Origin of the sequence: Verrucosispora sp. SN26_14.1 (genome assembly GCF_004307965.1) — a bacterium.
In the GTDB taxonomy this organism is placed as follows: domain Bacteria; phylum Actinomycetota; class Actinomycetes; order Mycobacteriales; family Micromonosporaceae; genus Micromonospora.
The window spans coordinates 1-12,388 of the sequence record NZ_SISL01000157.1 but is presented as its reverse complement, the minus strand read 5'-3'; the positions used below and the strand labels follow the sequence as shown (position 1 = coordinate 12,388).

The following is a 12,388-nucleotide window of genomic DNA, read 5'->3' as shown; positions in this document are numbered from 1 at the left end:
GGTCGGCACCCTCCCGCCGGGCCGGTCCGGACCGGCCGGTGGTCGGCCCGTGACCGGACCTCCGAGCGGGGTCTGGTCGCTCTCCGACCGATGCAGCGCGGCCTTCGGACGGGTGGACGGCGACGGGCGTCCCCCGGGGATCAGCTCCGGTGGACGCTGCGCCGCCACGTCCTCGACCCACCCGAACGCCGCGGTCACCACGCCCACCAGGGCGAAGACCAGGACCACCCGGATCGCCTGACCCAGCAGGTTCTGGTGCGACCAGCCGACCACGTCCACCAGCGGCGTGAGCGCGACCACGAAGGCCATGTGCCAGAGATAGACGGTCAGCGCCCGGCGGTTCAGCACGGTGACCGCCCGCCCGACCATCTCGTTGCGGTCCACCCAGGCTGCGGCCGACGGCGCCCGGCCGAGCGCCACCAGGATGAACGCGGCCGACCAGAGGGCGTTGCCGAGCGGGATGTCGTTCAGGTCATAGCCACGCGGGCCGGGATTGGCCAGGGTCCAGGCGCCACCGGTCGCCGCGAGCAGCAGCACGACCGGCACCAGCACCCGGTTCGTCATCCGGCGCAGCATGCCCGCCTGGTGGGCGAAGCCCAGCAGCCACGCGCCGAAGTAGAGGCCGAACTCGCGCAGCACGCCGTGCGGGTTCTCGTAGATGCCGAACTCGATGGAGATCAGCAGGCAGTAGGGGGCGAGCAGGGTCGGCAGCGGGAAGCGCCGGAACAGCCAGATGGCGATCGGCGAGGCGAGCACGAACCAGAGGTAGTCGCGCAGGTACCAGATCGGGCTCAGCGCCAGCGCACCCCAGTAGTTCGCCGGTGGGTCGGCGATCGGGAACAGCCAGAGCAGCACCTTGGGGGTGAACGGCAGCCCGGTGAAGAGCATCGCCGGTACGAAGATCGCGGCGACCACCCAGAGCGACGGCAACAGTCGTCGCAGTCGCCGCCCCACCGCCGACGGCCCGACCCGGTACAGCGTGGCGGCCATCAGCGAACCGGCCATCGCGAACATCACCGACATCGCCGGGAACAACACGGTCAACGACGCCCAACCGGTGACGTGGTAGACGACGACCCGCACGATGGCCAGTGCACGCAACAGGTCAAGGTAACGGTTTCGCATCAGCCTGCATCTATGTCCGGGGGCAGAGGCATACCCTCCCTACCCTCCGTTGCGCGCCGCAGAAACGACCAGCACCCCACCGAGATAGTGAAACTTCCCATATGCCTGACCGGTACTGATCAGTCGCTCCGGCGCTCGCCGTCCATTCTGTCCCGCACTGGTCGGGAGTGGTCAGAAACCGAGCTTGCGCAACTGCTTCGGATCGCGCTGCCAGTCCTTGGCCACCCGAACGTGCAGGTCGAGATAGACGCGGCTGCCCAACAGCTCCTCGATCTGCCGCCGGGCCGCAGTGCCCACCGCCTTCAGCCGAGCGCCCCGGTGCCCGATCACGATCGCCTTCTGGCTCGACCGTTCGACGTACACGTCGGCGAAGATCTTCATCAGACGGCCCTCGGGGAACATCTCCTCGACCACCACGGCGATGGAGTGCGGCAGCTCGTCGCGTACGCCCTCCAGTGCCGCCTCCCGGATCAGCTCGGCGACCAGCACCTGCTCCGGGTCCTCGGTGAGCATGTCGTCCGGATAGAGCTGGGGAGACTCGGGGAGATACCCCGTCATCACCTCGACCAGGGTGTCCACCTGGTGTCCGGAGACCGCGCTGACCGGCACCACCGCCGCGAACTCGCCCAGCTCGCTGACAGCCAGCAGCTGCTCGGCCAGCCGCTTCTTGTCGACCAGGTCGGTCTTGGTGACCACCGCCAGCACGGTCGCCTTCAACTCGGCCAACTCCCCGGTGATAAACCGGTCACCACGACCGACCGGCTCGTCCGCCGGGATGCACAGGCCGATCACGTCGACCTCGCTCCAGGTCTGCCGCACCAGATCGTTGAGCCGCTCCCCCAGCAACGTCCGGGGTCGGTGCAGACCCGGCGTGTCGACCAGCACCAGCTGCGAGTCCGGCCGGTGCAGCACCGCGCGGATGACGTGCCGGGTGGTCTGCGGCTTGTTCGAGGTGATGGCGATCTTCTGGCCGACGATCGCGTTGGTCAACGTGGACTTGCCGGCGTTCGGCCGCCCCACGAAACACGCGAACCCGGCCCGGTAGTCCCGCTCGCTCATGCCGGCACTCCGCTACGCTCCGCGCCGCCATGAGGCACCACCACACTGCACCTGATGATTCGCTCACTCCGCTCGCTCATGCGGTGACCGTGCCGAGGACCGTGCCGTCGGGGGCGGCGAGGTGCACCGGGGCGTCGGCGGCCAGGTCGCGTACGGCCGCGTAACCGGCGCCGTCCAGGGTGGACGCCTCGGTCACCACCACGGCGGCCTCCAGCCGCGTGGCGCCCGCCGCAGCCGCCGAGGCGACCGCCAACTGGAGCGCGGTGATCGTCAACGAGGGTAGCGACACGCTCGCCGCCGCGTACGTGCGACCGTCCTGGTCCCGGACGGCCGCACCCTCCACGGCACCCACCCGACCCCGGGCACCCCGGGCGAGGATGACCAGCTTGCCATCCTCGGCGCTCAGTTCGGCCTCGGCGGGCAGGGCGGTCGGCACGGCGGGTGACTCAGGCATCGGCGGGCAGCCTCTCCTCGGATCGGTCGGTGTCGCCCCGGGAGGCCGTCGCCTCGCCACCCGGGTTCTCCTGCGTGTCGGACGGCTCGACCCGGTGCACCAGCACCGTGTCGATCCGGTTGCGGCGGCCGGTGGTGCCCTCGGCGATCAGCCGGAGGCCGGACACCTCCGCCTCGGCGCCGGGGATCGGCACCCGGCCGAGAGACTGGGCGAGCAGACCGCCCACCGTCTCGACCTCGTCGTGCGGCAGCTCGGTGTCGAACAACTCGCCGAGCGCCTCCACCGGCAGCCGGGCGGTGACCCGCACCGCGCCGTCCGGCAACTGCTCGATCGGCGGGCGCTCGACGTCGTACTCGTCGGTGATCTCCCCGACGATCTCTTCGAGGATGTCCTCGATGGTGACCAGACCACCGGTGCCGCCGTACTCGTCGACCACGATGACCAGGTGGTTGCGGGCGGCCTGCATCTCGGAGAGCAGGTCGTCGACGGGCTTGGACTCCGGCACGAAGGTCGCCGGCCGCATCAGCTCGGCGACCGGAAGCTGCCGGTCCTCGGCGGCCCCGCCCTGGGTACGCCGGATCAGGTCCTTGAGATAGAGGATGCCGAGCACGTCGTCGACGCTCTCGCCGATCACCGGGATCCGGGAGAACCCGGAGCGCAGGAACAACACGAGCGCCTGGGACAGGTTCTTGCCCGACTCGATCCACACCATCTCGGTCCGGGGCACCATCACCTCGCGGGCGATGGTGTCGCCGAGCGCGAAGACCGAGTGGATCATCTGCCGCTCGCCGTGCTCCACCACGCCCCGCTGCTCCGCGAGGTCGACCAGTTCACGCAGCTCGACCTGAGTGGCGAACGGTCCCTCGCGGAAACCGCGTCCGGGCGTCACCGCGTTGCCGATCAGGATCAGCAGCGACGCCAGCGGGTTGAGCACCCGGCCCAGCCAGCGCACCAGCGGCGCGGCCGAGCGACCCACCGCGTACGCGTGCTGCCGGCCGAGGGTACGCGGACCGACGCCGACCACCACGAAGCTGACCACGGTCATCGCCCCGGCGGTGACCAGTGCCGCCCGCCAGCCCGCGCCGAAGGTGTCCACCGCGACCAGCGCCACCAGCGTGGTGGCGGTCAGCTCGGCGAGCAGCCGGAGCAGCAGCAGGAGGTTGAGGTGCCGGACCACGTCACCGGCGACCGCCTGGAGCGTACGGGCTCCCCGGGCTCCGTCACGGGCCAGTTCGGCGGCGCGGGCCGGGGAGACCGCGGCCAGGGCGGCCTCGGTCATCGCGATCAGGCCGGCGAGCACCACCAGCCCGGCCGCGAAGACGAGCAGTTGCAGATCGGGTAGGCCGGTGGCGGGCGCGGCCAGCACAGTGTCCATCACCGGGAGCGGGTCGACCGCCAGCTGGACAGCAGCCGGGCCTGGAGCCCGAACATCTCCCGCTCCTCCTCCGGCTCCGCGTGGTCGTAGCCGAGCAGGTGCAGCACGCCGTGCACGGTGAGCAGGTGCAGCTCGTCGGCGGCACCGTGCCCGGCGGTCGCGGCCTGTTTCGCCGCCACCTCCGGGCAGAGCACGATGTCACCGAGCAGGGCCGGCTCGCCACCGGCGGCGGCGTTCTCCCCCGGCCCGTGGTCGACACTGCCCTCGTCCATGGGGAACGCGAGCACGTCGGTCGGACCGTCGCCGCCCATCCAGCGATGGTTCAGCTCGGTCATGTAGTCGATGTCGACCAGCAGCACGGAGAGTTCGGCGAGGGGGTTGACCCCCATCTCGTCGAGCGCGTGCCGGGCGACGGCGAGCACGGCGTCGGTGTCGACCTCGACACCGGACTCGTTGGCGATCTCGATGGACAACTGTCTTCCCTCGGTCTAGCGGCGCCGGCCGGCGCGGTTGCCCTGGGCAGTGCGCCCGGCCACCGCGTGCACGCCCTGGGCCTGCTGGTTCTCGCGCTCGGCGTCCCACCGGGCGTACGCGTCGACGATCTCACCGACGAGTCGGTGTCGTACCACGTCGGCGCTGGAGAGCTGCGCGAAGTGCACGTCCGGCACGCCTTCCAGGATCTCCCGGACCACGCGCAGCCCGCTGGTCGTCCCGCCGGGCAGGTCCACCTGGGTGACGTCACCGGTCACCACGATCTTGGAGCCGAACCCGAGCCGGGTGAGGAACATCTTCATCTGCTCGGGCGTGGTGTTTTGCGCCTCGTCGAGAATGATGAACGCGTCATTTAACGTCCTACCGCGCATGTACGCCAGCGGGGCGACCTCGATGGTGCCCGCCGCCATCAGCTTCGGGATGGTCTCCGGGTCCAGCATGTCGTGCAGCGCGTCGTAGAGCGGGCGCAGGTAGGGGTCGATCTTCTCGTTGAGCGTGCCGGGCAGGAAGCCCAGCCGCTCCCCCGCCTCGACCGCCGGTCGGGTCAGGATGATCCGGTTGACCTGCTTGGCCTGCAACGCCTGGACCGCCTTCGCCATGGCGAGGTAGGTCTTGCCGGTGCCGGCCGGGCCGATGCCGAAGACGATGGTGTGCGCGTCGATCGCGTCGACGTAGCGCTTCTGCCCGAGCGTCTTGGGGCGGATGGTCCGCCCGCGCCGGGACAGGATGTTGAGCGTCAGGACCTCTGCGGGCCGCTCCGCGCCGCCCTGTTCGAGCATGCCGACGGTACGCCGGACGGCGTCTGTGGTCAGGATCTCGCCTTTCTCGATCAGTTCGAGGAGTTCGCTGAAGATCCGCTCGGCGAGGGCGTTGTCGGCGGGAGCACCGGTGATCGTGATCTCGTTGCCGCGTACGTGCACGTCACTGTTCACGGAGCGCTCGACCAGTCGCAGGATCTCGTCACCCGCGCCGAGGAGGTTGACCATGATCTTCGAGTCGGGGACCGTGATCTTGGTCTGCACCCGGGGCAGGTCGGGAGGTGGGGTGCCGGTCATAGGTCGGGCCGAGGGGCCCTGCGCCACCTGCTCTCGATCTCGGCGCCGGGCCTGCTGCCACGGCGTGCGGACGTTGACTCCATCGTATCGTTTCCCCGCCGGGGACACGCCGCCCATTTACCTCGGGGCGGCCGGTCGCGACCCTCTGGTGCGCCTGCCCACTCCGGCGCGGACCGGTGACCGCAACGGGATCCGACGACTGGTGCACAAGTAGACAAAAGAGTCAGCCGTCGGCCCGGAAGTCGTACCCGTCGAAGGTCTCCTGCCGTCGGGTGAACCGGTAGGTCGCCCAGTGCATCCGGACCACCTCGCCGGCGGAGTCCCGGGTCAGCCGGAGCAGTTCGCCTACCTCCCGGCCGGAGACCGTCCGGAACACGTCCGGCTGCTCCGGCACCGGTGCGAAGACCGCCGGCGGCCTCTCCGTCGGGTCACCGGCACCCCGCGCTTGCAGGGCACCGTCGTGCCAGCCGAAGACGTACTCGAAACCCTCGCCCCACCAGCGGCCGAGCAGCCCTCGCAGGTGCTCCGGGGCCGGCGTGCCCGGCCGCCACGGCACGATGTCGGCCGGGTCGTGCTCGACCGCGGCGGCGAGCAGCCGGTGCGGCAGTTCCAGCAGGTCCACGGCGGCACCGGAGGAACCCAGCACGGCGGCGCCGAACGCGGCGGGCGCCCCCTCGCCGCCCCGCCGGCCGTACACCCCGGCCAGGAACCCGGGCATCGCCCCGTCGTGCCCGACGTGCACCACCCGCTGTCCCTGCGGCACCAGGATCAGGCCCAGGCCGAAGCCACCGGACCACGTCGTCTCGTCGGTGACCGTCACCGGCCAGCGCATCTCCTCCAGCGTGGCCGGCGCGAGCACCCCGCCGGTCGGGTCCAGCGCCCCCGGGTCGGCCAGGAACGCGGCCCACCGGGCCATGTCACCGGCGGTGCTCCACAGCTGCGCGGCCGGCCCGACCGCGCCGAAGTCGGTCGGCGGCTCCGGGCGCGCCTCGTCGGAGTACGCGTCCACCAGGAACCCGGTCGCCGCGCGGGGCCCCGGGTCGGCGGTGGTCGCGGTCAGCCCCAGCGGAGTGAGCACCCGCTCGGTCAGCACCTCGGCCCAGGTCCCGCCCCGCACCCGGCCGACCAGCCGGCCCAGCAGCGCCATGCCCAGGTTCGAGTAGTGGTAGCGGCGACCCGGCGGCAGCACCCGCTCCGCCCGGGCCAGCTCGGCGACCAGCCGGTCGGCGTCCGGCGCCCGCAACGTGTCCCAGACGTCGCCGTACGGCTCCCGTTGCAGGCCGGCGGTGTGCGACAGCAACCGGCGCACGGTCAGCTCGCCGTGCGCCGGCAGGTCCAGGTGCCGGTCCAGCGGGTCGTCGAGGTCGAGCAGGCCGTCGTCGCGGCACTGGAGGGTGAGCACGGCGGTGAACGTCTTGGTCACCGACCCGATCCGGAACCGGGTGTCCTCGTCCAGCGCGGTGTCGTTGCCGGTGCCGCCGACCACGCACGTCCACAGCGGGCGGTCCGCCCGGTGCACCGCCGCCGCCACGGCCGGCACCCGTCCCCGCGCCTGGACCTCCCGGACCAACCGGTCGAGTCGACCGGTGGCGGCTGTGGTCACGCCACGCTCCGGGCCAGCATCGGCCCGAGCGGCGCACCACCCAACAGGTGCGCGTGCACGTGGAAGACCTCCTGACCGCCGTACGCCCCGGTGTTGAACATCAGCCGGAAGCCGTCCCCGAGCAGCCCCTCGTCCTCGGCCACCGCGGCGGCCGTGGCCAGCACCTCACCGGCCAGCACCGGATCGCCGGCGGCCAGGGTGGCCACGTCGGCGTAGTGCTCCTTGGGGATGACGAGGACGTGCACCGGCGCCTTCGGGTCGATGTCGCGGAAGGCGAGCGTGGTGGGGGTCTCGCGGACCATGGTGGCCGGGATCTCCCCGGCGACGATCCGGCAGAACAGGCAGTCAGGAGTACTCACCGGGGCAGTGTAAGGAAGGGCCCCCTACTAACGCCTCGTGTATAGGAAGGGTCCCTTCCTTACATCTGGGCGGGTGCGGCAGGATGGCGCGCATGTCGGGGCGGGCGGTACTGGTCACGGGTGGGTCACGCGGCATCGGACGGGCGGTGGTCACGGCGTTCGCCGCCTCCGGCGACCGGGTGGCGATCCACCACCGCGACTCGGCAGACCTGGCCGAGGCGTTGCGGGCCGCGCTTCCCGGCGACGGCCATCTGGTGGTCCGCGCCGACCTGGCCGACCCCGACGCGGTACGGGCGATGGTGGACGAGGCGGCGGAACGACTCGGCGGGCTCGACGTACTCGTCAACAACGCCGGGGTGTTCGGCCCGGCCGATCCACCGCACCCGGTCTTCGAGAGCAGCTACGAGCAGTGGCAGAGACGGTGGCGCGAGATTCTCGACACCAACCTGCTCGGTGCCGCCAACGCCGCCTGGTGCGCGGCCCAGCACATGCGCTCGGGCGGCGGGCGCATCGTCAACGTATCGTCGCGCGGCGCGTTCCGGGGCGAGCCTGCCAACCCGGCGTACGGGGCCAGCAAGGCCGGGCTCAACGCGATGGCCCAGTCGCTTGCGGTGGCCCTGGCGCCGTACGGCATCGCGGTCGCCACGGTCGCGCCCGGTTTCGTGGCGACCGACATGACCAACGAGCACCTGAAGTCGCCGCGCGGCGACGCGGTCCGGGCACAGAGCCCGTTCGACCGGGTGGCCCGCCCCGAGGAGATCGCGGCGGCGGTGCACTGGTTGGCCAGCCCCGAGGCGGAGTGGGCCTCCGGCACCATCGTGGACCTTAACGGCGCCTCCTACCTGCGCACCTAGAGATCCCCGGCCGGAGAGCGCCGCGTCCGGCCGCAAACCGTTGCGTCCGTTGAAGCAGAGCAAAGGGGCCGAGGTGCATTACCCCGACCCGGCCACGACCCGTCGGGCAGGGCGTACCGGCCTCGCCGCGCGGGCGTGGCCGGTGACGGTCACCAGCGCAGCAGTCGGGTGGCGAGCACGGCCAGCGCGGCCACCCCGGCCGTGGAGGTACGCAGCACCGACGGGCCGAGCCGGACCGGACGCGCGCCGGCCTCCTGGAAGGCCGCCAGCTCGGCCGGAGTGATGCCGCCTTCCGGGCCGACCACCAGCACGATCTCGCCCCGGTCGGGCAACTCGACGGTGGTCAGCCGGTCGCTCGCCTCCTCGTGCAGCACATAGCCGGCGGCGGCACCGGCGATCCGGCGGGCCACCGACGTGCCGGACTCATCCGGGGCACCGGCGACCACCGGCAGCCACGCCCGACGGGCCTGCTTCGCCGCCTCCCGGGCGGTCGCCACCCACTTGGCCCGGGCCCGGACGCCTCGTTCGCCGCGCCACTGCACCACCGAGCGGGACGCCGCCCAGGGGACGATCTCGTCCACGCCCGTCTCGGTCATCGCCTGCACGGCCAGCTCACCCCGGTCGCCCTTGGCGATGCCCTGCACCACCACCAGTCGCGGGTGCGCCGCGTCGACGTACCCGCGAGCGGTGATGTCCAGGTCGAGGGTGCCCCGGCCGACGGCGGTGACCACCGCCTCGGCGGTGCCGCCCCGACCGTCGGCGAGCAGCAGCTCCTCGCCGACCCGGAGCCGCTGCACGGTGGCCGCGTGGTGGCCCTCCGGCCCGTCGAGCACCGTCGAGTCGGTGGTGGGCAGCGACTCGACCAGGAAGAGCGGAGCGGACACCTCAGGCGTGGCCGTTGAAGGCGTCGCGCATCCGGGAGAAGAACCCGCCCTGCTTGCTGAGCTCGGCGACCTCCTCGCCCCGGGTCACCGCGAACTCCCGCAACATCCGCTCCTGGTCGGCGTCGAGCTTGGTCGGGGTACGCACGTCGAGGTGGACGTAGAGGTCGCCCCGACCGGCACCGCGCAGGTGCGGTACGCCCCGGGCCCGTAGCCGCAGCGTGCTGCCCGGCTGGGTGCCCGGCTTCACGTCGACCGGCTCCTCGCTGTCCAGCGTCTTGATGGTCAGCCGGGTGCCGAGCGCGGCGGCGGTCATCGGCACGGTGACCCGGCAGTGCAGGTCGTCGCCCTTGCGGGAGAAGACGTCGTGCGGCCGCTCGTGGATCTCCACGTAGAGATCACCGGCGGTGCCGCCACCCGGGCCGACCTCACCCTGCTGCGCCAGGCGGATCCGCATCCCGTCCTCGACGCCGGCCGGGATCTTCACGGTCAGCGAGCGGCGGGTGCGGACCCGGCCGTCACCGGCGCAGGTGGGGCAGGGGTGCGGGATGGTCGTGCCGTAGCCCTGGCAGACCGTGCACGGCCGGGCGGAGACCACCTGGCCGAGGAAGGTGCGCTGCACCGACTGCACCTCGCCCCGGCCACCGCACGCCTCGCAGGTGGCCAGGTGGGTGCCGGCGGCGGTACCGGCCCCGGTGCAGGTGGTGCAGAGCACGGCGGTGTCGACCGTGATCGGTGCCTCGACCCCGAAGGCGGTCTCCTGCAGGTCCAGTTCGAGCCGCAGGATCGCGTCGGCCCCGGGCCGGGTACGCGGTCGCGGGCCACGCCCGGCGCCGGTGGCCCCGCCGAAGAAGGCGTCCATGATGTCCTGGAAGCCGACGAAGGGTCCGGCGCCACCGGGGCCCCCCGGCCCACCGGCACCGCCGCCGCCCGGGGCGAGCGGGTCGCCACCGAGGTCGACGATCTGCCGTTTCCGGTCGTCGGACAACACCTCGTACGCGGCGTTGATGTCCTTGAACTTCTCCTGGGCCTCCGGGTCCGGATTCACGTCCGGGTGGAACTGGCGCGCCAGCTTGCGGTAGGCGCGCTTGATCTCGTCGTCGGAGGCCCCTCGGCTCACGCCGAGAATGCCGTAGTAGTCCCTGGCCACTGGGTTCCGTGTCCTCGTGTTCGTCTCGCGTTACGCCGGTCGGTGGCGGCAGCCTGCCGTCGGCCCTGACTGGTCAGTTCTGGGCCAGCAGCTCGCCCACGTAGCGTGCCACGGCCCTCACCGTGGCGATTGTTCCGGGGTAGTCCATCCGGGTCGGACCCAGCACGCCCATCCCCCCGACGATGGTCGCGCCCGGGCCGTATCCGGTGCTGACCACGGACGCCGCCCGCAGGTTGTCGATCTGGTTCTCGTCGCCGATGCGGACCCGCAGCGTGCTCGGCTCGACCTCGCCGATGAGCTTGAGCAGCACCACCTCCTCCTCGAGCGCCTCGAGGATGGGGCGCAGCGACCCCTGGAAGTCGAGCAGGCCGCCCCGGGCCAGGTTGGCGGTGCCGGCCAGGGCGAGCCGCTCCTCGTGGCGTTCGACGAGGGTCTCCAGCAGGACGGTGGAGAGCGTGGTCATGGCCGCCCGCAGGTGCGGCGCACACTCGTCGATGAGTGTCTGCACCAGCGGTGGCGTGTCGGACAGGCGGGTGCCGACCAGCTTCTCGTTGACGAGTCGGCGCAGGTCCAGGACGTCGTCGGCGGGGACCGGCGCGGGCAGTTCGACCAGCCGCTGCTCGACCCGGCCGGTGTCGGCGATCATCACCAGCGTCAGCCGGGTGGTGGAGATCGGCACGAGTTCCAGGTGCCGGACGGTGGAGCGGGCCAGGCTCGGGTACTGCACCACGGCGACCTGACGGGTGAGTTGCGCGAGCAGGCGTACGGTGCGGTGCACCACGTCGTCGAGGTCCACCGCGCCGACGAGGAACCGTTCGATCGCCCGCCGTTCGGCGGGGCTGAGCGGCTTGACCCGACTGAGCCGGTCGACGAAGAGGCGGTAGCCGCGGTCGGTGGGCACCCGCCCGGCACTGGTGTGCGGCTGGCGGATGTAGCCCTCCTCCTCCAGCACGGCCATGTCGTTGCGGACCGTGGCGGGGGACACACCGAGTTGGTGCCGTTCGACGAGGGCCTTGCTGCCGACCGGCTCCTGGGTGGCGACGTAGTCCTCGACGATCGCCCGGAGCACGGCGAGTTTCCGGTCGTCGAGACCCATCCTCCCCACCTCCTGTCGCAGGTCAGCCCGGAGCGCCCGGAGTGCCAGAGGAACACTCTGGCACTCGACTGTAGCGAGTGCCAGTCTACGTCGGCGTTCCCGTGCCCGCGATGATCAAGACTTCCCGGATGTCCGGAAACCGATCGGCGGGTTGACACTCCCCGGTGTCGCTATGGTGCGCCGTTGCCGCTGGCACCTACCGTGACCACATGACTGAACCACCTCGTCCTCCAGGATCCGGCGACGACCCCACGTCCCCACTGTCGGGCTCGTCGGGCCAGCCCGGCTATCCCCCGCCCGGCGGCTACCCGCCGCCCGGCGGTTATCCCCCGCCGGGTGAGTACCCCCCGCCGGGCGGCGCGCCCGGTGTCGGGTACCCGACGGGCGGTTACGGTCCCCCCGGCGGCGGCTACGCCAGCAACGAGGACAAGACCTGGACCCTGATCGCCCACTTCGGCGGCCCGCTCGGGGTGGTCGTGGGCGGCGGTCTGCTGGGCTGGGTCGCGCCGCTGATCGCGATGATGACCCGGGGGCAGCAGAGCCCGGTGGTCCGGGCGCACTCGGTGGCCGCCCTGAACTTCCAGCTCACCTGGGCCATCGCCGGGCTGCTCAGCTGGGTGCTCACCGCGATCACCTGCGGGCTGCTGTTCTTCGTGCCGTTCCTGGTCTGGATCGTGCCGGTGATCTTCGGGATCATCGCCGGGGTCAAGGCCAACGAGGGCGCCCTCTACCGGTACCCGATGACCTACGCCTTCGTGAAGCGCTGATCTCGGCTTCGTGAGGCCCTGACCTCGGGGACGGCGGTCAGGGCAGCAGGTCCCGCACCACGGCGTCGGCGAGCAGCCGGCCGCGCACCGTGAGAACCTGGCTCTTATACACATCGGC

General features: G+C 71.8%; 13 protein-coding genes. 2 read left to right on the top strand and 11 right to left on the bottom strand.

Features of this window, described 5'->3' with window-relative positions:
* The 8 genes from EYA84_RS15730 to EYA84_RS15695 all read right to left on the bottom strand — a co-directional run.
* A partial coding sequence (locus tag EYA84_RS15730) for an acyltransferase (RefSeq protein WP_131053824.1) occupies window positions 1-1,125 on the bottom strand: 1,125 nt, incomplete at its 3' end.
* 171 nt (window positions 1,126-1,296) lie between these two features.
* The gene (era, locus tag EYA84_RS15725) at window positions 1,297-2,184 is read right to left on the bottom strand and encodes a GTPase Era (protein WP_131053823.1); all 888 of its coding nucleotides are present in this window, start codon (window positions 2,182-2,184) and stop codon (window positions 1,297-1,299) included.
* Window positions 2,185-2,260: 76 nt separating this feature from the next.
* On the bottom strand, window positions 2,261-2,638 hold the full coding sequence (locus EYA84_RS15720; protein ID WP_131053822.1) for a cytidine deaminase: 378 nt from the start codon (window positions 2,636-2,638) through the stop codon (window positions 2,261-2,263).
* A complete protein-coding gene (locus EYA84_RS15715; RefSeq protein ID WP_176096024.1) occupies window positions 2,631-4,037 on the bottom strand; it encodes a hemolysin family protein in 1,407 nt (468 codons plus the stop codon). The genes EYA84_RS15720 and EYA84_RS15715 overlap by 8 nt, the downstream gene beginning before the upstream one ends.
* Window positions 4,013-4,486, bottom strand: coding sequence for an rRNA maturation RNase YbeY (ybeY, locus tag EYA84_RS15710; protein ID WP_131053820.1), 474 nt, complete (start codon window positions 4,484-4,486; stop codon window positions 4,013-4,015). Before ybeY ends, EYA84_RS15715 begins: the two co-directional genes overlap by 25 nt.
* Window positions 4,487-4,501: 15 nt before the next feature.
* Window positions 4,502-5,560: a PhoH family protein gene (locus EYA84_RS15705; protein ID WP_131053819.1), complete on the bottom strand. Its 1,059-nt coding sequence runs from the start codon at window positions 5,558-5,560 to the stop codon at window positions 4,502-4,504.
* Between the two features lie 223 nt (window positions 5,561-5,783).
* Window positions 5,784-7,163 (bottom strand): serine hydrolase, encoded by a 1,380-nt coding sequence (locus EYA84_RS15700; RefSeq protein WP_131053818.1) that lies wholly within the window; start codon window positions 7,161-7,163, stop codon window positions 5,784-5,786.
* On the bottom strand, window positions 7,160-7,522 hold the full coding sequence (locus EYA84_RS15695; RefSeq protein WP_131053817.1) for a histidine triad nucleotide-binding protein: 363 nt from the start codon (window positions 7,520-7,522) through the stop codon (window positions 7,160-7,162). Before EYA84_RS15695 ends, EYA84_RS15700 begins: the two co-directional genes overlap by 4 nt.
* A 92-nt stretch (window positions 7,523-7,614) precedes the next feature.
* On the opposite strand from EYA84_RS15695, the gene EYA84_RS15690 reads away from it, so the two are divergent.
* A complete protein-coding gene (locus EYA84_RS15690) occupies window positions 7,615-8,376 on the top strand; it encodes an SDR family NAD(P)-dependent oxidoreductase (RefSeq protein ID WP_131053816.1) in 762 nt (253 codons plus the stop codon).
* A 149-nt stretch (window positions 8,377-8,525) separates the two neighbouring features.
* Here the strand turns inward: EYA84_RS15690 and EYA84_RS15685 are convergent, their stop codons facing one another.
* The 3 genes from EYA84_RS15685 to hrcA all read right to left on the bottom strand — a co-directional run bounded on the left by EYA84_RS15685 (window position 8,526) and on the right by hrcA (window position 11,503).
* A complete protein-coding gene (locus EYA84_RS15685; RefSeq protein WP_131053815.1) occupies window positions 8,526-9,260 on the bottom strand; it encodes a 16S rRNA (uracil(1498)-N(3))-methyltransferase in 735 nt (244 codons plus the stop codon).
* A 1-nt stretch (window position 9,261) separates the two neighbouring features.
* The gene (dnaJ, locus tag EYA84_RS15680) at window positions 9,262-10,407 is read right to left on the bottom strand and encodes a molecular chaperone DnaJ (RefSeq protein ID WP_131053814.1); all 1,146 of its coding nucleotides are present in this window, start codon (window positions 10,405-10,407) and stop codon (window positions 9,262-9,264) included.
* Window positions 10,408-10,480: 73 nt separating this feature from the next.
* Entirely contained in the window at window positions 10,481-11,503 is a 1,023-nt protein-coding gene (gene hrcA / locus EYA84_RS15675; protein WP_131053813.1) for a heat-inducible transcriptional repressor HrcA, read from the bottom strand.
* A gap of 209 nt (window positions 11,504-11,712) precedes the next feature.
* Between hrcA and EYA84_RS15670 the strand changes: the two genes are divergently transcribed.
* Window positions 11,713-12,270 (top strand): DUF4870 domain-containing protein, encoded by a 558-nt coding sequence (locus tag EYA84_RS15670; RefSeq protein ID WP_131053812.1) that lies wholly within the window; start codon window positions 11,713-11,715, stop codon window positions 12,268-12,270.
* The last annotated feature ends 118 nt before the right edge of the window (window positions 12,271-12,388 follow it).